Raw genomic sequence first — 22,149 nt, forward strand, 5'->3', positions numbered from 1 at the left:
AGGACGTACCCGTAGCCGAGCGCTGCGCGGTGATCGAAGCGGAGAAGGCGAACTACCCGATCGTGTGGATGTGTCGGCTGCTGGCCGTGCCGCGGTCGTCGTTCTACGCCTGGCGCGCCCAGGCCGCCACCGAGACAGCGACGCAGGAGCGCCGGCGCGAACTGGCCGTCCACGTGGCGCGGGTGTTCGCCGCCGGTCGCGGCGCCTACGGCTGCCGCCGGGTCGCTGCGCAACTCAACCGCGAAGGACACCGGTGCAGCGTTGGACTCGTCGCCGACTGATGCGCGAACTCGGCCTGAAAGCCTGTCAGCCACGCGCATACCGGCGCACCACAGTGCCGGGCGAGGCGCCGGTGACGAGCCCGGACCTGATCGGGTCGGGACTTCACCGCCGCCGTGCCGCGCATCCGCCTGGTCGGCGACATCACTTAACCTCAAAACCGGCGAAGGTTGGCTCTACCTGGCGACCGTGATCGATCTGGCCACCCGCATGGTCGTCGGCTGGCAACTGGTCGACCACATGCGCACCAGCCTGGTCGTCGACGCCCTGGAGATGGCCGTTGTCCACGGCCACGTCCGGCCCGGGGCGGTGTTCCACTCCGACCGCTGGGAAGTCCACCGCGACCAGGGGCATCGGCGGCAGCGGCAACGGACGCCGCGCCCCGTCCGACCCCGCTGGCCGTCGCGGGGGCCGCTCTGCGGGATGACCGGGCCGGACCACCCCGGCGGCCGGTCCCAGTGGCGCGGATCGTCGTGCCACGATCGGACCAGCGGCATCAGGGCGCGGCTCAGGCCGAAACCGAGCCCGGCACCGATACCCGCCGGCACGCCTGCGCCGACGAGAACGACGGCTGGGCAACGAGGTCGGCATGAATGTTCGCACCCCTGTGCCCATCTCGAAACCGAACTGCAGCGGCCCCACCGAAAGAACGGGAAGTCAGATCGCCCGACGGGCCACGGCCCCTCGGGCTCTATCAGTGGGCATGCGGGTCGGGAGTCCGTGATGGCGCCCTTCTCACGAGCGGCGCTCAGCCACGATCACCTCGGTGCCGGCGCGCCGGATCGCTTCGACGCCGGCCGGGTCGGCGCTGTGGTCGGTGACGAACACCGCGACGTCGGTGACCGCGCAGATGCGGGCGAGGCAGGTGCGGCCGACCTTCGACCCGTCGGCGACGACGATCACCCGGTCGGCCCGTCGGATCATCGAGGCGTTGGTGTGCGCCTCGATCTCGTCGTGAGTGGTGAGTCCGCTGCGGGCGCTGATCCCGTCGACGCCGACGACGGCCACCTCCATGTTCAGCCCGGCGAGGGTCTGGTCGGCGATCGGGCCGACCAGTTCGTAGGACCGGGTGCGGGACACCCCGCCGGTCATGATGAGCTTGATCCGGGGCCGGAGCGCCAGTTCCGCGGCGACGTTGAGCGCGTTGGTGACGACGGTCAGGTCGACCCGTTCGGCCAGCAGCCGGGCCAGCATGTGCGTGGTGGTGCCGCCGGTGAGCCCGAGCGTGAGCGGACCGTGGGGGAGCAGCGTAGTCGCCCGCTCGGCGACGAGTGCCTTCTCGTCGCGCTGCTGCCCGATCCGGTATCGCAGCGGCAGTTCGTACGCCACGTCGACGGCGACCGCCCCGCCGTGCGTGCGGGAGAGCAGCTTCTGGTCCTCGAGCACTTGCAGGTCGCGCCGGATCGTCGCGGCGGAGACGTTGAACTCGTCGGCCAGGTGACCGGCGTCGACCGAGCCGGAGCTCGCCACCCGGTCGAGGATGGCGGAGACGCGGTCGGCGCGGCGGAGCGAGGTGTTCGACATGCGGCGGGCTCTCTTCGACGACGGCGGGGAGACGAAACGCGCAGCCAACATAGTCCGTTTCCGTGCGTACATCCACAGACTATTGCGCGATTGTGGAGTGCCGGCGCACAATCCGGCATGGCCGAGCACTTGTGCGAGGCCATCATCAAACAGAGCCCGCCCGGTCAGGGCGGGTCGCCACGGAGTGGAGACCCGGCATGACCGTGATCGCCTTCCTCGGCGCCGGCAGCGTGGTGTTCACCCGCGAACTGCTCGCCGACATCCTCTCCTTCCCGGACCTGCGCAACGTCACGCTCTCGCTGCACGACATCGATCCGGAACGGTTGGCCACGGCCGAGGCGATCGCCCGGCGCACGGCGGAGCAACTGGGCGCCACGCCCACCGTCACCACGAACCTGGACCGCCGGGCGGCCCTCGACGGTGCGAACTTCGTCATCAACGCCATCCAGGTGGGCATGCACGCCGCGACCGAGCGCGACTTCGCGATCCCGACGAAGTACGGCCTGCGGCAGACCATCGCCGACACGATCGGCGTCGGGGGCATCTTCCGGGCGTTGCGGACGTTCCCGGTGCTCACCGGCATCGCGGCGGACATGCGGGCGGTGTGCCCGGACGCGTGGCTGCTCAACTACACCAACCCGATGGCGATGAACCTGGCCTACCTGCACGCCGTCGCCCCGGAGCTGAACGCCGTGGGCCTGTGCCACTCGGTCTACTGGACGGTGCACGACCTGTGCGAACTCCTCGACATTCCGTTCGCGGAGGTCGACTACAGCGCGGCCGGCGTCAACCACCAGTCGTGGCTGCTGCGCTGGGAGCACCACGGCGAGAACCTGTATCCCCGGCTCGACGAGCGGCTGGCCACCGACGAACAGCTGCGCCGCCGGGTGCGCATGGACATGTACCAAAGGCTGGGCTTCTTTCCGACCGAGACGAGCGAGCACTCGGCCGAGTACGTGCCGTGGTACCTGCACCACGACAGCGAGGTGGAACGGCTGCGCATCCCCGTCGGCGACTACCTGCGCATCAGCGCGGAGAACCTGGCCGAGTACGCGTCCACCCGCGCGGTGATCGAAAAAGGCGAGCCCCTCGACCTGCACCGCGATGCCACCGAGTACGCACCGCAGGTCATCCACAGCATGGTCACGGGCACCCAGCGGCGCATCCACGCCACGGTCGCGAACCACGGCCTGATCGACAACCTGCCGGACGGGTACGCGGTCGAGGTGCCGTGCGTCGTCGACCGGCTCGGGGTGCGGCCCGAACGCGTCGGCCCGCTGCCGCCGCAGTGCGCCGCGGTCAACCGCGGCTTCGTGAGCGTCGGCGAGCTGACGGTGCGCGCGGCGCTCACCGGCGATCCCCGGTTGGTCCGGCAGGCGGCGATGGTCGACCCGAACACGGCGGCGAGCCTGACCGTCGACGCGATCTGGGCGCTGGTCGACGACCTGACGGCCGCGCACGGCGACCTGCTGCCCGAACCGCTGCGGCAACGGCTGGGCTGAATCGCTCAACGTGAACTGTTCACTTTGCCGCTCCGTCTTGTTAAGTGAACACAAACGAGCATAATCGGCGAGCATGAGCGACACCTCGCGAGAAATCGCCAGCCAGCCGGAGGTGTGGCAGCGGGCCCTGGATCTGGCCGACGCGGCGCACGCGCCGCTCGCCGCCCCCGGTGAGCGGATGCTGGTGCTGGGCTGCGGCACCTCCTGGTTCGTGGCCCAGGCGATCGCGACGCTGCGCGAACACGCGGGCTTCGGCGAGACCGATGCGGTGTGCGCCTCCGAATACGTTCCGGTCCGCGCCTACGACCGGATCGTCGCGATCACCCGGTCGGGCACCTCCACCGAGGTCCTCGACGCGTTGCGGCGCGCACCGGCGGGCACCACCCGGGTAGCGGTCACCGCGACACCCGGCCAGCCGGTCGAAGACCTGATCGACGCCGGCCTGGTCCTCGACTTCGCCGACGAACGCAGCGTCGTGCAGACAAGGTTCCCGACCGCCGTGCTCGCCCTGACCCGGGCAGCGCTCGGCGAACGACTCGACGGGCTGGTCGCCGACGGCGCGGCCGCGCTCGCCGCTCCGCTGCCGGTGGACCCGGCGACCGTCGACCACCTGGTGTTCCTCGGCTCCGGCTGGACCGTCGGGCTCGCCCACGAGGCGGCGCTCAAGGTCCGCGAGGCCGCACAGGCGTGGTCGGAGTCCTACCCGGCGATGGACTTCCGGCACGGCCCGGTCGCCGTCGCGCACCCCGGCAGCCTGGTGTGGACGTTCGGACCGAACGGATCCGGTTCCCTCGACGCACTGGCCCGCGAGGCCGGCGCCGTCTCCTACCACGACGAGCGCGATCCGCTCGCCCAACTCGTCCTGGCCCAGCGCTTCGCCGTCGCCCTCGCCGCCCACCGCGGCCTCGACCCCGACCGTCCACGGCTGCTGACCCGCTCCGTGGTACTCGCCTGACCCCATCCCCGAAAGACCCCTCCCGACAACGAGGTGGCGAGATGAGAAAGCCCCGACGACAGGCGCTGCTCGCGGGCGCGGTCACCCTCCTACTGACGGTCGCCGGGTGCACCAGCGACGCCGACGACGACAACGGCCGCGACGCCGCCGAAGGCTACGATCCGGCCGCGCAGGTCACCCTCACCTGGTGGACCGGCCAGACCGAGGACGCGCAGACGCTCGCCGAGAAGCTCGCAGCCGAGTACACCAAGGCCCACCCCAACGTCACCATCAAGGCCTCCACCGGCGCGTCGACCACCGACGACCTGATCACCAAGCTCTCGGCCGGATTCACCAGCGACACCTACCCGGACATCTCCTACGCCTACGGCAGCTGGGCCGGCGAACTCCAGGCCAGCGGCAAGACCCAGAACCTGACCAAGTACGTCGAGGACCCGTCGGTCGGCTGGTCGGAACTGCCCGAGGCGGCCCGGCTGACCGCGACGTCGAAGGGGACGGTCATCGGATTCCCCGCCCTCGTCGACAATCTCGCCCTCCTCTACAACAAGAAGCTGTTCGACGCCGCCGGGCTCGGCTACCCCACCGACAACTGGTCGTGGGACGACTTCCGCTCGGCCGCGAAGAAGCTCACCGATCAGGGCAAGGGCCAGTACGGGACGGCGTACTCCGTCTCCGGCAGCGAGGACACCACCTGGCACCTCTGGCCGCTGCTGTGGCAGCACGGCGGGAAGATCCTCGACGGCAAGAAGCCCGCGTTCAACTCCGACGCCGGGGTGGCGGCGCTGGAGACGTTCCGGGCGATGGCCGTCGACGACAAGTCGATGTACCTCGACCAGACCGACGAGCGCTACCTCCCGCTGTTCAACGACGGCCACATCGGCATGGTGCTGTCGGGACCGTGGGCGATGCTGGAAGCCAACCAGGCGGGTCTCGAATTCGGTGTGACGGCGCTGCCCGGCTACAACGGCGACCACCAGACGGTGTCCGGCCCCGACCTGTGGGTGCTCTACGACCATGAGGACGCCAACCGCGCCGGCGCCAGCCGCGACTTCATCAAGTGGCTCACGAGCAAGGAGGGCGACGCGAAGTGGAACCTCGCGCTCGGCAACCTGCCGTTGCGGGCCAGCGAGCGTGACACCCCCGAGTTCGCCAGCTACGTCCAGGAGTACCCGGGCGGGCAGAAGTTCTTCGACAACCTGGCCAACGCCAAGCAGGCCCGGCCGACCGTCTCCGGGTACGAGGAGATGTCGCGCAACGTCGGCGACGCGATCGCCAAGGTTCTGCAGGGCACGGAGAGTGCGAAGAAGGCGCTCGACGAGGCGGCGGCCAAGTCACGCGGCGCGCTGGCAGACTCGTGACCTTCACCTTCGCGGCGTCGCGGCATGGGAAACGGCACGCGCCGGGACCTGAAAAGGTCCCGGCCGTCCCGGCCCGGCGTCCGCGTAGCGTCCGGGTCCGGCGCTCCCTGACCGGGTGGGCGTTCGTCGGGCCGGGTACGGCCGTCGTGGTCGGGCTGTCGCTCTTCCCGGCCGTGTGGGCGTTCCTCATCTCCCGGACCCGGTGGAACGGCATCGCACCGGCGCGCGACATCGGCTGGACCAACTACCAGCGGATGGTCGACGACCCTGATCTCCTCGCCGCGGTGCGGCACAGCCTGGCCCTGACCGCGATGTTCGTGCCCGCGTCGCTGGTGCTCGGTGTTCTGGTCGCGGTCGCGCTCAATCAACGCATCCGCTTCATCGCGTTCTACCGCACATGCATCTTCGTCCCGTACGTGGTCTCGGCCGCGACCACCGGGATCATCGCCTCGTACGTGTTCAACCCGCAGTTCGGTGCCATCAACGACGGGCTGCGCCGGCTCGGGTTGCCGGCGCAGAAGTTCCTGGAGAGCCCGAGCCAGGCGCTGCCCACGGTGTGCGTGGTCGCGTTGTGGGGCTCGATCGGGTTCACCGCGGTGGTGTATCTGGCCGCGTTGCAGGATGTCCCGAAGGAACTGGTGGAAGCGGCCACTGTGGACGGTGCCGGGCCGTGGCAGGCGTTCCGCAACGTGACGCTGCCGCACCTGCGTCCGGTGACGTTGTTCCTCGCGGTCTGGCAGACGATCACCGCGCTGCAACTGTTCGACCTCATCTACACGACCACCCGCGGCGGGCCGTTGAACAGCACGCAGACCATCGTGTACTTCGTCTACGAGGTCGCGTTCCGCAGCCACCGGTTCGGCTACGGCGCGGCCGCGGCCTACCTGCTGTTCGCGGTGACGATGCTGCTGACCGGCCTGGTCATCTGGTACAACCGCCGCCGCGGATCGGAGGCGTTCTGATGCGCCGGTTGCCGTTCAGCCCCTGGCACCTGCTCCTGATGCCGCTGGCGCTGCTGTTCGTGCTGCCGCTCGTGCAGATGGTGCTCACCTCGTTCATGAGCGCCGGGGAGATCAACCGGTTCCCGCCGCGGTTCATCCCGAGCGGCATCCACCTGGACGGGTACCGGGCACTGCTGTCCGAGTCGCACATCGTCCGCTGGTTCTTCAACACCGTGCTGGTGTCCGGCGTGTCGGTGATCGGGCACCTGGTGTTGTGCTCGACCGCGGGGTACGGCTTCGCGCGGCTGCGGTTCGTCGGGCGCGGGGTGGCGTTCGTCGCGGTCGTGGCGACCGTGATGATCCCGATCCAGTTGCTGATGATCCCGACGTACCTGATGTTCGCCAAGATCGGGATCGTCGACACGCTGGCGGCGGCGTTCGTGCCGTGGCTCGCGTCGGCGTTCGGCATCTTCCTGATGCGTCAGTTCTTCCTGTCGCTGCCGGTGGAACTGGAGGAGGCGGCGCGGCTGGACGGGTGCGGCCCGTTCGGCACGTTCGTGCGGATCGTGCTGCCGCTGGCCCGGCCGGCGCTGGCGACACTGGCCGTCTTCACCCTGCTGTCAAGCTGGAACGACCTGCTGTGGCCGTTGGTGGCCATCAATGACGACACCAGGTTCACCCTGCAGGTCGGCCTGGCGTCGTTCCAGGGCACCCGGCGCACCGAGTGGTCACAGTTGATGGCCGGCAACGTCATCGCCACCATGCCGCTGATCCTGGCGTTCCTGGTGGCGCAGCGGCGGTTCGTCGCGACGATGCGGTTCACCGGGTTGAAGGGGTGACCGCCAGGCCCGCCTGGATCTCGGCCGTCGTCGCCTGTGCGTCGGTGCCGCCGACCGCGCGGGTGCTGAGCGAACCGGCCACGGCCGCCCACGCGACGGCCGCGGCCATCGCGGTGTCACCGGTCCCGGCGGCGCCGAGCCGGGCGGCGAGGAAGCCGGCGTTGAAGCTGTCGCCGGCGCCGACGGTGTCGACCACGTCGACGGCGAGGCCGGGCGCGGCGCAGGAACCGCCGGGCCACCAGGCGCGCGCTCCGCGCGCGCCGTCCTTCAGGACCACCGTGGTACCGGACGCGCAGAGCCGCGCCGCCGCGGCGTCCACAGTGGACTCACCGGCGACCGCGAGCAGTTCGGCCCGGTTGGGCAGGAACACGTCGGTGACCGCGAGGATCGGGCCGATCGACTCCCACCGGCCGCTGGGGTCCCAGTTGGTGTCGAGCGAGGTACCCACACCCAGTGCCCGTGCGCGCGCGAACAGATCCGCCACGCCGGCAGCGAGCCGGGGTTGCAGGTACAGCGACGCGACGTGCAGATGCCGCGCGGCGGCGAGGTCGGCGTCGGTGACGTCGGCCGGTTCCAGCGCCGCGATGGTGCCGGGCAGCGTGAGGATGGCCCGATCGTCCATTGTGGACAGAATCACGCTGAGCCCGGTGGGCACGGCGCCCGCGCGCTCCGGCGTCCGCAGTGCCACGCCGCGCCCGGTCAGCCGGTCGCGGGTGAACGCGCCGAACATGTCGTCGCCGAGCGCCGCGATCAGCCGGGTACGCAGCCCCAGGCGGGCACAGCCGGCGGCGGTGATGGCGGCCGAACCGCCGAGCACCAGGTCGGCGGTGGTGAGCAACTGCTCCGCCTGCGAGAACCGTGGCCGCACATCGCCGCGCAGCACCAGATCGGGATTGGCGTCACCGACCACGAGCACGTCGACCGTGGTCGTCATCGCATCGCCGGCATGTTCATATGGACATCATAGGCAGTTCGAATGTGTTTGATTCTCGCTGTGACGCTGAATCCGGCGCTCGATCTCACCTACACGGTGGACGAAATGGTGCAGCACGCCACCAACCGTGTCCACACTGTGCTGGAGCGGGCCGGTGGCAAGGGCATCAACGTCGCCCGGGTCCTGCACGCCGCCGGTGAGACGGTCGTCGCAACCGGGTTGCTCGGCGGCGCCACCGGTGCCCGCGTCGCCGACCTGCTGGCGGCCGACGGGGTCCGGGCCGACTTCGTCGCCATCGGGGCCGAGACGCGCCGAACCGTCGTCGTGGTCGACCCGGCCGACGCCACCGGGCTGTGGGAGCCGGGTCCGACGATCACCGCAGGGGAGTGGGACGCGTTCCGGACCCGGTACGAGGATCTGCTCGACGGCGTGGCGGTCGTGGTGCTGTCCGGTTCCCTCCCGCCCGGCCTACCCCAGGACGCCTACGCGACGCTGGTCCGCATCGCGGCGCGGCGCGGCGTGACCACGCTGCTCGACGCCGGCGGCGACGCATTGCGCCACGGCGTGGCGGCCGGGCCGGATCTCGCCAAGCCCAACGTCGCCGAGCTGCGCGCGCTGGAACCCGGTTCCGACACACCGGCCGCGGCGGCGGCGGTGCTCCGGGCCGGCGCCCGGGCGGTCGTGGTCTCCGACGGGCCGCGCGGCCTGCTCGCGCTCACTGGCACCGGGGCCTGGCGGGCGGTCCCGCCCGAGGTGGTTGCCGGCAACCCGACCGGCGCCGGCGACGCGTGCGCCGCGGCGCTCGCCCGCGGGCTTCGCGACGGCACACCCTGGCCGGACCGGCTTGCCGACGCCGTCGCCCTGTCCGCGGCGGCCGTCGCCGCACCGGTGGCCGGATCCGTGGACGCCGCGCTCTACCGGCGGCTGCGCCCCGCCGTCACCGTCACACCGTTCAGTCAGGGGTCCGCATGTTAGTGCCCACGGGCGAACTCGTCGCCGCCGCCCGCACGCGCGGCGCGGGCGTCGGCGCGTTCAACGTCATCACCGTCGAGCACGCCGAGGCCATCGTCTCCGGCGCGGAGGAGGCCGGGCTGGCGGTGATCCTGCAGATCAGCGAGAACGCGGTCCGCTTCCACCACAACCGGCTCGGTCCGATCGCCGCGGCCGCGCGGTCGATCGCCGAACTCGCGACGGTTCCCGTCGCGACCCACCTCGACCACGTGACCGACGACGAACTGCTCGATCAGGCCAGCGCCAACGGGTTCGGCTCGGTGATGTACGACGCCTCCGCGCGGAAGTTCGCCGACAACGTCGCCGCGACCGCCGCCGCGACCCGCCGCTGCCACGCCACCGGCCTGTGGGTGGAGAGCGAACTCGGCGAGGTCGGCGGGAAGGACGGTGCGCACGCACCGGGCGTGCGCACCGATCCCGACGACGCGGCCCGATACGTCGAGGCGACGGGCGTCGACGCGCTCGCCGTGGCGGTGGGGTCGTCGCACGCGATGACCACCCGGACCGCGCGGCTCGACCACGACCTGATCCGGCGCCTGCGCGACGCGGTGCCCGTTCCGCTCGTCCTGCACGGCTCCTCCGGCGTCTCCGACGACGAACTGGTCGCGGCGATCGGCGCCGGCATGGTCAAAATCAACATCGGGACGGCGCTGAACAAGGCCTTCACCGGCGCCGTGCGGGCAACCCTGGACGCGCGCGCGACGCTTGTCGACCCCCGCCCGTACCTGTCCGCGGCCCGCTCCGACATGGCGACCGCCGTGGCGCACCTGCTGCGCGTGCTGGCCTGATTGTGAGACGTCCCTTCGCCCCTGGACGCCCGTGGTCCACCGGTGGGTCGAGCGGACAGCGGCGAAAGCACTACTGAGCGGCACGAGCCCCGGCAAGAGCAGCCGGCGGATGACCGCCGAGGAGATCGCGACCCTGGTCGGCGAGCTCGGCGACATCCTGGCCGTCCTCGCGGACGCAGCTCCAGCCCACAAGGCCGAGGTCTGCCGGCCGTCTGTCGTAACGCGCCGGGGTGTTCTGGAACTGGCGACGCGCCATCCGAGTTCGCGGATCTCCCGGATGCGCGCGGCGTCGGTGGCGAACAGGGCCGCGTACTGCTTCGCGTTGCGGTCGTTTCAGGCCACCGGGAGCCGTTCGTAGACGCGACGTACCGCAGTCGTCATGATCATTGGGGTACCCTGTGAGCGGCGTCGCGCCTTCTCAGCGACGGCGTGTCACCCCTGGTTCGGTGTGCGTAGTTGGGTTGCCGGCCAGCCGAGTAGACGTGCGCCGAGGACGGCGGTTTCGAGGGTGTAGCGGTGTTCGGGAGTGGCGGGGTCGTATCCGGTGAGGCGGTGGATGCGCGCCAGGCGATAGGTCAGGGCCCGCACGCTGAGATGCAATGCGCGGGCGGCCGCGGTCGCGTTGCCGGCGTGGAAGTAGGCGGTCAGGGTGTCGAGGAGGGGTTCGGCGCCACCACGGGCGTGTTGCAGCGGCACGAGGACCGTTTGGACGAGTTCGACGATGGCGGCGCGGTCACGTCCGAGGACCTGGTAGACGAGCAGGTCGGCACCGAGGAGGCGCTGGGCCGAGATGCCGAGGTGGCCGGTGAGGTCCAGGGCCGTTCGTGCGTCGTCGTAGGAGTGCGCGATGCCTCCCGGCCCGGGATGTGGCCGGCCGACACCGATCGTGCCGGGACGCTCACGGCCCAGCGCGGCGCTGACGTGTTCGTGCAGGGCGGCGCTGTCGCTGCCCTCGACCACGCACACGAGCAATCCCTCCTTGGTTGTCACCAGGACTCCGGTTGGGTCCAGCCGCCTCCGCACCGATTCGGCAAGGGCGCCGGTGCGGGTGTCGGTGTCGGTGAAGGCAGGGCCGTCCCGGACGACGGCCACGATGTGGTGTCCGGCGAGTTGCAGTCCGTACCGGCCGGCGCGCTCCGCGAGCCGGCCGGGATCGGTGCCGTGGAGCAGGTCGTCGATGAACTCGCGGCGCAGCGCCTCCTCGGCGCGGATCGCGGAGCGGTGGGCGTCGTCGTAGCCATGGGCGAGCGCGACGATCGCGTCGTTGGCGGCTCGCAGAATGGCCGCGGTGACGTCGTGGCCCCCGGTCGGTGCGGTGTCGCACAGGTTGCTCCACGCCCGCCGGGTCGCGCCGAGGTACCCGTCGACCAGGGTGCTGAGTGGAACGTTGCCTTCTGCGGCACGCCGGCCGAGGAGGCGGCGATCGTCCCGTTCCTTTCGGGTCAACCGGCGTCCGGTGCGGGCCACGGCCAGCACGATGTCGACATAGCCGTCGAGAAAGCCGATGTCGGCGCGCTGCGGGTGGGTGCGTCGTGCGGGATACCAGTCGCGAACCACAGGATGACCTTCCGGATCGGCACAGCATGACATCTGTTGCCGACCAGACTTCCCGGCGCTCCACCCGTCAGCCTACCCGCACCGCGGCGATCGGCCTGTGCCGGCGAGGCCACCGCCGAGGGGACCGTTCCCCCGGTCAGGGGTCTCTCCGTGCGTGGTGGCTACCGGCGCGGCGGCGGAGCAGGACCACGGCGATCACGGACGCGGCGAGCGACGCGGCGAGGACGGCGGTGGCCGCTCGCCGTTGAGCGTCGACGTCGGCGAAGGCCAACTCGGCGATGAGCAGGCTGACCGTGTAGCCGATTCCGCCCAGCACCGCCACCGGCAGAACATCGCTCCAGCCGACCCCGGCGGGAAGGGAGCCGAACCGTAGCCGCACCGCCAGCCATGCACCGCCGAAGATCCCGACCGTCTTCCCGACGAGCAGTCCCATGACGACGCCATGGGAGACCGGATCCGTGACGGCGTCGGTCACGGACGCCAACGGGATTCCCGCGGCGGCGAGAGCGAACGCGGGAACGATGAACCCGGCCGACACCGGGTGCAGCCGCCGCTCCAGACGTTCGCCGGGCGCTCTGGTCTCGTTGCCGACGGCCCGGACCGGGGTGAGCAGGCCGAGGGCGATTCCGGCGACCGTCGCGTGGACTCCACTGGCGTGGATGCACACCCAGGCGGCGACCGCGACAGGCACGATCAGCCACGGGTGGTTGTAGCGGCGTCGCTGTGCCCATCCGTAGACGCAGCACAGCGCGGCGCCGCCGGCCAGCCACATGAGGCTCAGGTCGTGGGTGAAAAGCACGGCGATCAGGGCGATCGCGCCGAGATCGTCGATCACCGCCATGGACAGCAGCAGCACCCGGACGCCGGACGGCAGGGCCGACCCGGCCAGGGCCAGCACGCCCAGCGCGAACGCGATGTCGGTGGCGACCGGGATGGCCCATGCTCCGCCATGCGCCGCGGCGCCGCGGGACGCGATCACGGCGAGGCAGGCCGGCAGCATCATGCCGCCGGCCGCGGCCGCCAGGGGCAACGCCGCGGCGCGCCACCCTGCGAGTTCGCCGACCGTGAGTTCCCGTTTGACCTCCAGGCCGGCGACGAAGAAGAAGACGGCGAGCAGACCGTCGGCGACCCATCCGGCCAGGGACAGGTCGAGGTGGAGCCAGTCCGGACCGACGGCGAGCCGTGCCTGCCAGACGGCCTCGTAGGAGCCGCCGGCCAGGTTCGCCCACAGGAGGGCGGCGGCGGTCGCGAGCAGTAACAGCTTGCCGCCGGAGGTCTCTTGACGGAGGAACGCGGCGAGCGCGTCGATCCGTTTACCGGCCCGACTCGGGCTGTTCGGGCGACGGCGAAATGGGCTGCGAGCCACGAGAGGCCTTCCGGATCGGCACAGCATGAGCAACGTTGCCGACCAGGCTTCCCGGCGCTCCTCGACCGAGCTTACCGGCAACGGTGCGGGTCAGAAGGCGAAGAAGCGCAACCACAGGTAGGGCACGGCCAACGCGATCGAGATGACGGTGACGACGAGGCCGTACCTGGTGAACTGCCAGAATGTGATGCGGTGTCCGGCGCGGTCGGCGATGCCGAGGACGACGACGTTCGCGGAGGCGCCGATGGCGGTGGCGTTCCCGCCGAGGTCGGCGCCGATCGCGAGGGCCCACCACAGCACCTGGGCCCGGTCGAGGCCGCCGGATGCGTCGACGAGTTCGTCGACGATCGGGCTCATCGTTGCCACGTAAGGGATGTTGTCCACGATCGCGGACAGGCATGCGGAGGCCCACAGCAGCAGCATGGAGGTCAGCCACAGCCGCCCGCCGGTGGCGTCGACGGCCGCGTGGGCGAGGGTGTCGATGACGCCGGTGTTGACCAGGGCGCCGACCATGATGAACAGGCCGGTGAAGAACACCAGCGTGGGCCACTCGACGTCTTTGGCGATGTCGGTGGCGTCGAGGCGGGACAGGGCGAGCAGCAGCAGCCCGCCGAGGATCGCCACCGTTGCCGGTTCGGTGTGCAGGACGGTGTGTAGGGCGAACGCCGTCAGGACCGCCGTGAGCACGGCGAGGCTGATCACGACCAGCCGTGGGTCGCGGATCGCGTCGCGTTCCCGCAGTGCCATCACTTCTTCGGCGCGGAGCGGGTCGTACCGGAACGCACTGCGGAACAGCCACCGGCACAGCCCGAGGAAGACCACGACCACCAGGGCGATGAACGGGGTGAGGACGGACAGGAAGTCGTTGAAGGTGAGGCCGGACCGGCTGGCGATGATGATGTTGGGTGGGTCGCCGATGAGGGTGGCGGTGCCGCCGATGTTGGAGGCGAGGACCTCGGCGATCAGGAACGGCACCACGGGCACGCCGAGGCGGTCGCAGACCAGGAATGTCACGGGGGCGATGAGCAGCACGGTGGTGACGTTGTCCAGTGCGGCAGATGCGATTGCGGTGACGAGGACCAGGATCACCATGACGCGGAACGGTCGGCCGCGGGCGCGTTTCGCCGCCCAGATCGCGATGTACTCGAAGAGTCCGGTGCGTTTGAGGACGGCGACGATGAGCATCATGCCCAGCAGCAGGACGATGACGTTCCAGTCGATCCCGGACTCCTCCGAGAAGAACGCGTGCTCCGCGTCGCTGGCGCCGATGAGCAGCATCACCGCCGCTCCACCAAGGGACGCGGTGACGCGGTGCACCTTCTCGGTGGCGATCAGGACGTAAGCGGCGACGAACACAGCCACGGCCACCCAGGCCAGGGTGGTCACGTGACGGACACCCGAAGGGGTACCGTGCCCGGGATCATTGCGGTGGCCTCCTCAAGCGTCGACATGGTTCGGTACGACGCCGACCAGGCTTCCCGGCACACCGGTCGTCACCCTACCGCACCCCGTCGTACCGTATCTGTGGCTGCGCTACGTCATCCTGGTCTGAGCTATTGAGGAACCGGAGGACATCATGCGGGCACGCGACCTCGCCGCCCCGTTTCCCACCGTCGGGTTGGACACTTCGGCGTTGGAGGCCGCACGGCTGTTGGCCGGCAGCGACCTGCCCGGCCTGATCGTCGTCGACCGCCGTGGCCACCCGACGACCGTGCTCGCCGGCACCCAGGTGCTACGGATGGCCATCCCCCGGTACTGCATCGATGACCCCGCCCTGGCCCGGGTCATCGACGAGGACCACGCCGACCGGTTCCTCAGCGACCTCGCCGACCGCACCGTTGAGCAGTGCCTGCCCGACAAGCACGGTGAACTCCCCGTCGTCGACCCTAAGGCCACGGTCCTGGAGATCGCGGCGCTCATGGCCCGCGCCCGCAGCCCGCTGGTCGCTGTCGTCGGTGGTGGGGACATGCTCGGCGCCATCACCCTCGACGCTCTGCTCGACCGGATGCTCGGCACATGACCGAGCACTCGTGCGAGGGCATCATCAAGCGGAGCCCTCCCGGTCAGGGCGGGTCACCACGGAGTGGGGACCCGGCATGACCACGTCTCCGCCCCCGTGCTGCCCGCCGGACCAGCGGCGGTTGCCGACCGTCGCGGTGAGCGGCTTCGGCTGCGTCGGGGCGATCATCGTCGGCGGTCTCGCGTCGTGGGTGTGGCCTCCGCGGACCTTCCACGCGTGGCTGCTGGTCCTGGCGCTTTTCGCCGGTGTCTTCGCCGCCAAGACGGCCGATCGGGTGGCGGTCCTGGTGACTACGGCGGCGGCGATACTCGTCTTCGACGGTCTCAGCACCACCGTCGGCGCCGGGGTGGTGCCGGTCGGTGATCTGATGGCGTACTGGATCCCGATCGGGTTCGCCGCGCTGCTCGGCCGCGGGCAGCGTTGGCTACGCCCGCGGGCATGAGGGATGCGCGTCAGGCGGGTGGGCGCGGGCCCCGGTTGCCCCAGGGAACCGTCGGTTGCAGGACCGCCTCGCTCAGCGCCTGCGTGCGCAGGTGGGTGATCTGCTGGTACTCGGGGTCGGCGACCATGCGGCTGAACGCCTGTCGTGACGGGTACCGCACGAGCAGGACGGCGTCCCCCTGCTGGCCGTCTTCGGCCACCAGCGCCGTGTCGCCGTCGCCCGCGTACACGACCTCGACCCCGTAGCGTGGCGCGAACGTCTCCCGGAACGCCCGCACATACCGCGCGTAGTTCTCCCGGCCGCCCTCGGCGAACCGGAGCAGGTTGAGCATCACCACGGGACTGTCCGGGTCGCCGGCCAGGAAGTCGGCCAGATCCTTGCCGGTGGGGTCTACCGGGGACCACACCGGGTGCGGACAGGCGTCGCAGTCTGCCACCAGCCACGGGAATCCGGGCGGCGCCGGATCGGCTGCGTGGCTACAATGTGGCGGCTTGTTCAGGTGCGCCGGGAAGTCTGGTCGGCAACGCGTCCACCGTGCCCGGGAGTGTACCGATGCTGTTGCTGGCCTTCGCCGCCGTTCTGCTCGTCGCCGTTCTCGTCTCGGCGCTCGCGCACCGGACGATCCTGTCCACCGCGGTCGTGTTCCTCGTCGCCGGGTTCGTACTCGGTAAGGAGACGACCGGTGTGCTGGACCTGGACGCCGACTCGTCCATCGTGGCGACGCTGGCGGAGCTGGCGCTGTTCGCGGTGCTGTTCACCGACGGGATGCGGGTCGGCTGGGCCGACCTCCGGTCGGCGTGGCGGTTGCCCGGCCGGGCGCTGGGGTGGGGCCTGCCGCTGACCCTGCTGGTGACAGCCGGCCTGGCGTATTTCGTGGCGGGGCTGGACTGGCCGGAGGCGTTGCTGATCGGCGCGATCCTGGCGCCGACCGACCCGGTGTTCGCCGCCGCCCTGGTCGGAAACGACAAGGTGCCGGCGCGGCTGCGGCATCTGCTCAACGTCGAGTCCGGGGTCAACGACGGGCTCGCGTTGCCGTTCGTCATCGTGTTCCTCGCGGTCGCGGCCGGATCCGACGATCTGCACCTCGGTGAGCTGGCGACCGAGGTGGTGCTGGGGTTGGTCATCGGTGTGGTGGTGCCGGTAGCGGCGATCCTGCTGGAGCGGACCCGCTGGTTCGCGGCGTCGGTGGCCTACGAGCCGTTGAACGGGTTCGCCATCGGTCTTCTGGTTCTCGCGTTGGGGACGGTGACGCACGCGAACCTGTTCCTGGCCGCGTTCGCCGCCGGTATCACCGTGGCCAGTTTCGGCCCCCGGCAACGGGTGGCGTTCGAGCACTTCGGGGAGAACATCGCCGAACTGTTGAAGCTGGCCGCCCTGCTGGTGTTCGGTGCCCTGATCTCGTGGGAGTTCCTCACCGAGATCCACTGGACCGGATGGGTCTTCGCGGTGCTGGCGATCGTCGTCGCGCGGCCGGTCGCCTTGTGGGTGTCGTTCCTGCGCAGCGGTCTGGGAATGCGAGAACAGGCGGCGGCGATGTGGTTCGGGCCCAAGGGCTTCGCGTCGGTCGTCTACGGGTTGATCGTGCTGGAGTCGCAGATCGGAGCGGCCGACGAGATCTTCCACCTGGTGGCGTTGACGATCGTGATGTCGATCCTGGCGCACTCGTCGACCGATGTCGTCGTCGCGCGCGCCTTCGACGACGAACACGAGACACCGCAGTGGCACGGCGTCCTGCGCCGCACCGTCACCAACCGTCGCAGGAGAAGCGAATCATGAGCCGGGCCCTACCCCGTGGCGGCGGCCGCCGCCCGCCACGCGACGATCGTCGCCGCGCCGGCCGGTGGGATGGTCCGAGCCGTTCGCAACCTTTAATGGAGCCAGCCGTCTTTGCGGGCGATGCGGATGGCGTCGAGGCGGTTGCGGGCGCCGGTTTTGGTGATGACGGCGGAGATGTGATTCCGGACGGTGCCCAGGGACAGGAAGAGTCGGTGGGCGATGTCGGCGATGGTCTCGCCCTGAGCGGCGAGTCCGAGGACTTCCCATTCGCGGGTACTGACCGGTTTCTCGGTGCAGGTCGCGGCGACTTCCAGGCGTGGGTCGATGACGCGGGTGCCCGCCGCTGCCCGTCCGATCACGGCGGCGAGGGCCGGCACAGGGATGTCCCGGACGAGGTAGCTGAGCCAGTCGGCGCGGCGGCGTGAGGGCAGCATGCCCCGTTTGGTTGGGTCGCACAGGACGATCACTGCGCATGCCGGGAGGGCCGCTCGGAGGTCGGCGGCGGCCGGGAGAATCTGGCTGACCATGTAGTCGGAGTTGACGATGACCACCTGCGGAAGCAGCTCGGGCACGGCGGTCAGGTCGGAGTCGATGTCGGCGGCGCCGATCACGGCGATGCCCTGTTCACGGGCGAGTAGTCCCGCCAGACCGCGGTTGCGGCAGTGCTCGTCTTCGAGCAGGAGAACCCGGATCACCGGCAGGGCCTTTTCGATCTTGATATAGGTGCGTGGCGCATGGCTGTGGTTCGGAGCCGTCGTCGGTGCGGATGGGGCCAGATTGAAGAAGGCCTCAGATCCGACATCGGGGTGTATGAATGCCACTAAAGAGTGACCAATCCGGACCAATCTTCGCTCCGAATCTCTGGTGACGCATCCGGTGGACGTGAGCCGGTGCCATGAACAGAGGAGCAGCACATGTCTCGTCGTACGCTCGCCGCGCTCATCGTGGTCGGCGCTCTCGCGCTGTCGGCGTGCAGCAACAGCGATGACGGTGGAACCAGCAGTAGCAGCGACACCGCCGCACCCGCGGGTGGGATGTCGACGTCGGCGCCGCCGCCGGCGGGGATGATGGCCAAGCAGTTCGGCGCCGGCTGTGCCGCCGTGCCGACCGATCCGATGAATCCGGGCAGCTTCGACGCGATGGCGAAGGTGCCGGTGGCAACCGCCGCCTCCGGCAACCCGGTGTTGAGCACGCTGGTGACGGCGGTGAAGAAGGCCAACCTGGTCGACTCGCTCAACTCCGCGCAGGGTGTGACGGTGTTCGCGCCGACCAACGACGCGTTCGCGAAGATCCCGAAGGCCGATCTGGACAAGGTGCTGGCCGACAACGCCACGCTGACGAAGATCCTCACCTTCCACGTGGTGCCGGGCAAGCTGTCGCCCGAGCAGCTCGCCGGCTCGCACAAGACGCTGCAGGGCGGCACCGTCACGGTGACCGGCAGCGGCACCGACTTCATGGTCGGCAACGCCACGGTGGTGTGCGGCAACGTGTTGACCGCCAACGCGACGGTGTACATCATCGACACCGTCCTGATGCCGTCCTGATGACGGTCGTCGAACCCCGGCCGGTCCGGTACCGGCCGGGGTGGTTCACCCGGATCACCGCTGCGACCGGCCGGGCCGCCGTCGTCGGGCTCCCGACGGCCGGCGTGGCGTTGGGCGTCGCCCAGGTGGTTGCGGCCGCGCAGCGAAGGCCGTCGGCGGCGCCGGTTCTGGCCGTCGGGTCGGCGGTCATCGACGCGACACCCCGCCCGCTGAAGGACTTCGCGATCCGCCAGTTCGGTACACACGACAAGGTCGTGCTGCTGTGCGGCGTCGGGTCGTCGGGTTCGCCGGCCTCGCCGCGTTCGTCGGCGTCGGGGTCGCGGCCGTCCTCGGCCGGCCGGCGTCGGAGCCGGTCGATGTCCTGCCCACCGTCGTGGGCGGCCTCGTCGCGGCGGGCGCGCTCGCGGTCCAGTTGCGCTTTTCCCGGACGACGACCGCGACGGACGCCGCGCGGCCGCGGCTGGTCAACCGCCGCCAGTTCCTGGTGACGACCGGAGCAGTCGCTGCCGTGGCCGCGGGGACCGGCGCCGGCGGGGTGGTGCTGGGCCGGACGAACGCCGTCGGCGACCGCTCGCGGGCCGGAGTACGGCTGCCCGCCCCGGCAGACCCCGCCCCGGTGCGCCCGGCCGGGGTCGAGACCGGCACGACCGGGGTGTCGCGGTTCGTGACCGCCAACCGGGACTTCTACCGGGTCGACACCGCACTGACCGTGCCCCAGATCGACGCCCGTACCTGGCGGCTGACCGTGCGCGGCGACGTGGACCGGCCGGCCACGTACACCCTCGACGACCTGCTGCGCCGGCCGCTGCGCGAACGCGACATCACCCTCAACTGCGTGTCCAACGAGGTCGGCGGCCCGTACGTCGGCACGGCGCGGTGGCTCGGCGTCCCGCTGGCCCCGCTGCTGCGCGAGGCCGGCGTCCGCGCCGGCGCCGATCAACTGGTCAGCCGCTCCACCGACGGCATGACCATCGGCACCCCGCTGGACGCGGTCTTCGACGGCCGCGACGCGATGCTCGTCGTCGGCATGAACGGCGAACCGCTGCCGCTGGAGCACGGCTTCCCGGTGCGGCTGCTGGTGCCCGGCCTTTACGGCTATGTCGGCGCCTGCAAATGGCTGAAGGAACTGGAGGTGACCAGGTTCGACGCGTTCGACGCGTACTGGGTGAAACGCGGCTGGTCCGCCCGGGCACCGGTGAAGGCCGCATCCCGGATCGACACGCCGAAACCACTCATGCCGGTGGCGCCGGGCCCCGTGCAGGTCGCCGGCGTCGCCTGGGCGCAACGGCGTGGGATCAGCGCGGTCGAGGTGTCCGTCGACAGTGGACAGTGGCAGCCCGCCCGGCTGGCCGACGGGCCGTCACCGGACACGTGGCGGCAGTGGGCCTACCGCTGGGACGCCACCCCCGGGCTGCACACGATCCGGGTCCGCGCCACCGACGGCCGCGGCGCCGTCCAACCCGAAGCCCGCGCCGACACCTTCCCCGACGGAGCCACCGGTTGGCACACCATCTCCGTCACCGTGCCCGGCTGAGTTCGGCGGCGGCCGTGCAGGTCGGGTAGGCAGCAGACCGTGTGGCTCTCGACGTCGAAGGCCATGCCCGGTGGTTCGGCGCCGGGGGCCGCTCGGATTGGTCACCAATCCGGGTGACGGTGTGGCTCCGAATGAAAGGCGTTCCCTTTCGTGACGCCTTTGGGGTGAAGTTCATGGCCGATCCGGGCGATCTGATCGTCAACCGCTACCGACTACTCGGGGTGATCGGCTCCGGCAGTATGGGCCGGGTCTGGCTGGCCCGCGACGAAATCCTGCAGCGCGACGTCGCGTTGAAGGAGATCGTCGCCCCGTACTGGATGCCCGACGCCGAGCAGGCCAAACTCCGCGGCCACGCGGTCCGGGAGGCCCGGATCGCCGCCCGGCTGAGTCACCGGCACGTGGTGACCGTGTTCGACGTGCTGCACGACCTCGGCCGTCCGTGGATCGTGATGGAGTACGTGCCGTCGCGGTCGCTCGACGCCGTTCTCGACGAGTCCGGGCCGATGGCCCCCGACGCGGCCGCGGAACTGGGGTTGAGCCTGCTGTCCGCACTGGTGGCGGCGCACCGGGCGGGCGTTCTGCACCGTGACGTCAAACCGCAGAACGTCCTGATCGGCACCGACGGCCGGGTCGTGCTCACCGACTTCGGCGTCGCGGTGTTCAAGGACGCCGTCACCTCGACCCGGACCGACATGGTGATCGGCACGCCGCAGTACGTCGCGCCGGAACGGGCCCGGCACGGTGTGTCCACGGCCGCAGCGGACCTGTGGTCGCTCGGGGCGACCCTGTACGCGGCGGTCGAGGGCCGGCCGCCGTACTCCCGCGACACCGCCATGGACATCCTGGCCGCGGTCGCCGACGACGACCCGGACCCGATGCTTCTGGCCGGCCCGCTCCGGCCGGCCATCGCCGGTCTGCTGCAACGCGATCCGGCCAAACGGGCGAACGCCACCGACGCGGCGCGGATGCTCCGGGCGGCGGGCGTGGCATTTCGCATCATGTCGCCGACGGCCGAGCCGGTTGTGGGGCCCGCACCGACCGTCGCCGAACCTGTGCAGCGGCCACGGCTCGCGGCCCTGGGCCGGACCCGTAACCGGATCGTCGTCGCCGCTCTCGGTGCCGCTCTGGTCGCGACGGTGGGGGTGTCGGCGTTCGCCGGCAGCCGCCCGTCGACGGAGGCGACGTTCAAGCCGGGCGGGGCCACGGCGTCGGAGGCAGCCTCGTGCCCGGTCGCGTCCTCCGGACCATCGGACGACGTCGTTCCGGGGCCGACGGCGCTGCCGACGGGATGGCGGTGGTACACCGACCCGACCGGCTTCCAGGTCGGTGTCCCGATCGGCTGGATCCGCGGCACGGAGGGCGGAGTCGGTGGTGCCGTGTGCTTCCGTGATCCGGACGGCGGCCGGAGCCTCAGGATCGCCCCGGCCGCACCGACGGCCGATCCGGTCGGCTACTGGCGCAACGAGGAACAGCAGATGGCGGACCGCAACGGCTACCGGGGCATCGGCATAGAACCGGTCATCTACCAACGCGGCGGCGCCGACTGGACGTTCACCTGGACCTCCGGCGACGGCCACCGCGAACAGACCCTCCGCCGGTTGTTCATCGCGTCGACCGGCGCCGGGTTCACCTTCGCGTGGACGACACGTGACTACGAGTGGGCACTCAACGAACCCAACCTCCGCACCGTCGCCGTCAGCTTCACTGCGCGCTAACCAAGATCTACGGAAAGTCAATTCATCTTTTGGGGCAGAGTCACCAAGCCGTTCGGTGGACCGC

The 22,149-nt window shown here is 70.6% G+C and carries 22 protein-coding genes and 1 pseudogene; 16 read left to right on the forward strand and 7 right to left on the reverse strand.

Annotation, left to right across the window (positions count from 1 at the left end; all coding sequences use genetic code 11):
* Positions 1-29: 29 nt before the first annotated feature.
* Both Vau01_RS55225 and Vau01_RS65510 read left to right on the forward strand, forming a co-directional pair.
* Complete coding sequence (locus Vau01_RS55225; RefSeq protein ID WP_204010329.1) at positions 30-281, forward strand: IS3 family transposase; 252 nt, start codon at positions 30-32, stop codon at positions 279-281.
* Positions 262-594, forward strand: a pseudogene (locus Vau01_RS65510) (DDE-type integrase/transposase/recombinase); the annotation flags it as partial. The gene Vau01_RS55225 and the pseudogene Vau01_RS65510, both read left to right, overlap by 20 nt.
* A 420-nt stretch (positions 595-1,014) precedes the next feature.
* On the opposite strand, the gene Vau01_RS55235 reads toward Vau01_RS65510, so the two are convergent.
* Entirely contained in the window at positions 1,015-1,803 is a 789-nt protein-coding gene (locus tag Vau01_RS55235) for a DeoR/GlpR family DNA-binding transcription regulator (protein ID WP_204010332.1), read from the reverse strand.
* Between the two features lie 197 nt (positions 1,804-2,000).
* Here Vau01_RS55235 and Vau01_RS55240 point away from each other — a divergent pair, with 197 nt between their 5' ends.
* From Vau01_RS55240 to Vau01_RS55260, 5 genes are all read left to right on the forward strand, one after another.
* A complete protein-coding gene (locus Vau01_RS55240; protein WP_204010334.1) occupies positions 2,001-3,305 on the forward strand; it encodes an alpha-glucosidase/alpha-galactosidase in 1,305 nt (434 codons plus the stop codon).
* Positions 3,306-3,378: 73 nt separating this feature from the next.
* Complete coding sequence (locus Vau01_RS55245; RefSeq protein WP_204010335.1) at positions 3,379-4,260, forward strand: SIS domain-containing protein; 882 nt, start codon at positions 3,379-3,381, stop codon at positions 4,258-4,260.
* A gap of 41 nt (positions 4,261-4,301) precedes the next feature.
* Complete coding sequence (locus Vau01_RS55250; RefSeq protein ID WP_204010336.1) at positions 4,302-5,618, forward strand: ABC transporter substrate-binding protein; 1,317 nt, start codon at positions 4,302-4,304, stop codon at positions 5,616-5,618.
* Positions 5,615-6,580 carry a carbohydrate ABC transporter permease gene (locus tag Vau01_RS55255; RefSeq protein ID WP_204010337.1) on the forward strand — a complete coding sequence of 322 codons (966 nt, stop codon included), beginning with the start codon at positions 5,615-5,617 and terminating at the stop codon, positions 6,578-6,580. The genes Vau01_RS55250 and Vau01_RS55255 overlap by 4 nt, the downstream gene beginning before the upstream one ends.
* Positions 6,580-7,398 carry a carbohydrate ABC transporter permease gene (locus Vau01_RS55260; protein ID WP_204010338.1) on the forward strand — a complete coding sequence of 273 codons (819 nt, stop codon included), beginning with the start codon at positions 6,580-6,582 and terminating at the stop codon, positions 7,396-7,398. Before Vau01_RS55255 ends, Vau01_RS55260 begins: the two co-directional genes overlap by 1 nt.
* Here the strand turns inward: Vau01_RS55260 and Vau01_RS55265 are convergent.
* Positions 7,379-8,332: a carbohydrate kinase family protein gene (locus Vau01_RS55265; RefSeq protein WP_204010340.1), complete on the reverse strand. Its 954-nt coding sequence runs from the start codon at positions 8,330-8,332 to the stop codon at positions 7,379-7,381. The genes Vau01_RS55260 and Vau01_RS55265 overlap by 20 nt on opposite strands.
* A 60-nt stretch (positions 8,333-8,392) precedes the next feature.
* Between Vau01_RS55265 and Vau01_RS55270 the strand changes: the two genes are divergently transcribed.
* From Vau01_RS55270 to Vau01_RS55280, 3 genes are all read left to right on the forward strand, one after another.
* Positions 8,393-9,307 carry a 1-phosphofructokinase family hexose kinase gene (locus tag Vau01_RS55270; protein WP_239152791.1) on the forward strand — a complete coding sequence of 305 codons (915 nt, stop codon included), beginning with the start codon at positions 8,393-8,395 and terminating at the stop codon, positions 9,305-9,307.
* Positions 9,301-10,131: a class II fructose-bisphosphate aldolase gene (locus tag Vau01_RS55275; protein WP_204010342.1), complete on the forward strand. Its 831-nt coding sequence runs from the start codon at positions 9,301-9,303 to the stop codon at positions 10,129-10,131. The genes Vau01_RS55270 and Vau01_RS55275 overlap by 7 nt, the downstream gene beginning before the upstream one ends.
* Positions 10,132-10,240: 109 nt before the next feature.
* Entirely contained in the window at positions 10,241-10,489 is a 249-nt protein-coding gene (locus Vau01_RS55280; protein WP_204010344.1) for a hypothetical protein, read from the forward strand.
* Between the two features lie 74 nt (positions 10,490-10,563).
* On the opposite strand, the gene Vau01_RS55285 is transcribed toward Vau01_RS55280, so the two are convergent.
* The 3 genes from Vau01_RS55285 to Vau01_RS55295 form a co-directional block, all read right to left on the reverse strand.
* Entirely contained in the window at positions 10,564-11,688 is a 1,125-nt protein-coding gene (locus tag Vau01_RS55285) for a PucR family transcriptional regulator (protein ID WP_204010347.1), read from the reverse strand.
* Positions 11,689-11,824: 136 nt separating this feature from the next.
* Complete coding sequence (gene nhaA / locus Vau01_RS55290; RefSeq protein ID WP_204010350.1) at positions 11,825-13,054, reverse strand: Na+/H+ antiporter NhaA; 1,230 nt, start codon at positions 13,052-13,054, stop codon at positions 11,825-11,827.
* 90 nt (positions 13,055-13,144) lie between these two features.
* Positions 13,145-14,440: an ArsB/NhaD family transporter gene (locus tag Vau01_RS55295; protein WP_204010353.1), complete on the reverse strand. Its 1,296-nt coding sequence runs from the start codon at positions 14,438-14,440 to the stop codon at positions 13,145-13,147.
* A gap of 190 nt (positions 14,441-14,630) precedes the next feature.
* Between Vau01_RS55295 and Vau01_RS55300 the strand changes: the two genes are divergently transcribed.
* Positions 14,631-15,074 carry a CBS domain-containing protein gene (locus Vau01_RS55300; protein ID WP_204010354.1) on the forward strand — a complete coding sequence of 148 codons (444 nt, stop codon included), beginning with the start codon at positions 14,631-14,633 and terminating at the stop codon, positions 15,072-15,074.
* Positions 15,075-15,150: 76 nt separating this feature from the next.
* Positions 15,151-15,516: a hypothetical protein gene (locus Vau01_RS55305; RefSeq protein WP_204010357.1), complete on the forward strand. Its 366-nt coding sequence runs from the start codon at positions 15,151-15,153 to the stop codon at positions 15,514-15,516.
* A 10-nt stretch (positions 15,517-15,526) separates the two neighbouring features.
* On the opposite strand, the gene Vau01_RS55310 is transcribed toward Vau01_RS55305, so the two are convergent.
* Positions 15,527-15,922 (reverse strand): DUF1330 domain-containing protein, encoded by a 396-nt coding sequence (locus Vau01_RS55310; RefSeq protein ID WP_239152793.1) that lies wholly within the window; start codon positions 15,920-15,922, stop codon positions 15,527-15,529.
* Between the two features lie 146 nt (positions 15,923-16,068).
* Between Vau01_RS55310 and Vau01_RS55315 the strand changes: the two genes are divergently transcribed.
* Positions 16,069-17,292 (forward strand): cation:proton antiporter domain-containing protein, encoded by a 1,224-nt coding sequence (locus Vau01_RS55315; RefSeq protein ID WP_204010371.1) that lies wholly within the window; start codon positions 16,069-16,071, stop codon positions 17,290-17,292.
* Positions 17,293-17,384: 92 nt separating this feature from the next.
* Here the strand turns inward: Vau01_RS55315 and Vau01_RS55320 are convergent, their stop codons facing one another.
* Entirely contained in the window at positions 17,385-18,113 is a 729-nt protein-coding gene (locus Vau01_RS55320; protein ID WP_204010374.1) for a response regulator transcription factor, read from the reverse strand.
* Positions 18,114-18,206: 93 nt separating this feature from the next.
* Here Vau01_RS55320 and Vau01_RS55325 point away from each other — a divergent pair, with 93 nt between their 5' ends.
* The 3 genes from Vau01_RS55325 to Vau01_RS55335 all read left to right on the forward strand — a co-directional run bounded on the left by Vau01_RS55325 (position 18,207) and on the right by Vau01_RS55335 (position 22,085).
* Positions 18,207-18,836 (forward strand): fasciclin domain-containing protein, encoded by a 630-nt coding sequence (locus tag Vau01_RS55325; protein ID WP_204010377.1) that lies wholly within the window; start codon positions 18,207-18,209, stop codon positions 18,834-18,836.
* A 262-nt stretch (positions 18,837-19,098) separates the two neighbouring features.
* Positions 19,099-20,370, forward strand: coding sequence for a molybdopterin-dependent oxidoreductase (locus Vau01_RS55330; protein ID WP_308440528.1), 1,272 nt, complete (start codon positions 19,099-19,101; stop codon positions 20,368-20,370).
* 173 nt (positions 20,371-20,543) lie between these two features.
* On the forward strand, positions 20,544-22,085 hold the full coding sequence (locus Vau01_RS55335) for a serine/threonine-protein kinase (RefSeq protein WP_204010391.1): 1,542 nt from the start codon (positions 20,544-20,546) through the stop codon (positions 22,083-22,085).
* Positions 22,086-22,149 lie beyond the last annotated feature (64 nt).

It is taken from the genome of Virgisporangium aurantiacum (assembly GCF_016863635.1).
Taxonomy (GTDB): Bacteria; Actinomycetota; Actinomycetes; order Mycobacteriales; family Micromonosporaceae; genus Virgisporangium; species Virgisporangium aurantiacum.

What these genes read in the sequence shown, in the direction of transcription:
- Vau01_RS55265 (WP_204010340.1), bottom strand. Translation starts at nt 8,332, where the DNA reads ATGACGACCACGGTCGACGTGCTCGTGGTCGGTGACGCCAATCCCGAT.
- Vau01_RS55315 (WP_204010371.1), top strand. Translation starts at nt 16,069, where the DNA reads ATGCTGTTGCTGGCCTTCGCCGCCGTTCTGCTCGTCGCCGTTCTCGTC.
- Vau01_RS55305 (WP_204010357.1), top strand. Translation starts at nt 15,151, where the DNA reads ATGACCACGTCTCCGCCCCCGTGCTGCCCGCCGGACCAGCGGCGGTTG.
- Vau01_RS55300 (WP_204010354.1), top strand. Translation starts at nt 14,631, where the DNA reads ATGCGGGCACGCGACCTCGCCGCCCCGTTTCCCACCGTCGGGTTGGAC.
- Vau01_RS55280 (WP_204010344.1), top strand. Translation starts at nt 10,241, where the DNA reads ATGACCGCCGAGGAGATCGCGACCCTGGTCGGCGAGCTCGGCGACATC.
- Vau01_RS55275 (WP_204010342.1), top strand. Translation starts at nt 9,301, where the DNA reads ATGTTAGTGCCCACGGGCGAACTCGTCGCCGCCGCCCGCACGCGCGGC.
- Vau01_RS55235 (WP_204010332.1), bottom strand. Translation starts at nt 1,803, where the DNA reads ATGTCGAACACCTCGCTCCGCCGCGCCGACCGCGTCTCCGCCATCCTC.
- Vau01_RS55260 (WP_204010338.1), top strand. Translation starts at nt 6,580, where the DNA reads ATGCGCCGGTTGCCGTTCAGCCCCTGGCACCTGCTCCTGATGCCGCTG.
- Vau01_RS55335 (WP_204010391.1), top strand. Translation starts at nt 20,544, where the DNA reads ATGGCCGATCCGGGCGATCTGATCGTCAACCGCTACCGACTACTCGGG.
- Vau01_RS55245 (WP_204010335.1), top strand. Translation starts at nt 3,379, where the DNA reads ATGAGCGACACCTCGCGAGAAATCGCCAGCCAGCCGGAGGTGTGGCAG.
- Vau01_RS55325 (WP_204010377.1), top strand. Translation starts at nt 18,207, where the DNA reads ATGTCTCGTCGTACGCTCGCCGCGCTCATCGTGGTCGGCGCTCTCGCG.
- Vau01_RS55240 (WP_204010334.1), top strand. Translation starts at nt 2,001, where the DNA reads ATGACCGTGATCGCCTTCCTCGGCGCCGGCAGCGTGGTGTTCACCCGC.
- Vau01_RS55250 (WP_204010336.1), top strand. Translation starts at nt 4,302, where the DNA reads ATGAGAAAGCCCCGACGACAGGCGCTGCTCGCGGGCGCGGTCACCCTC.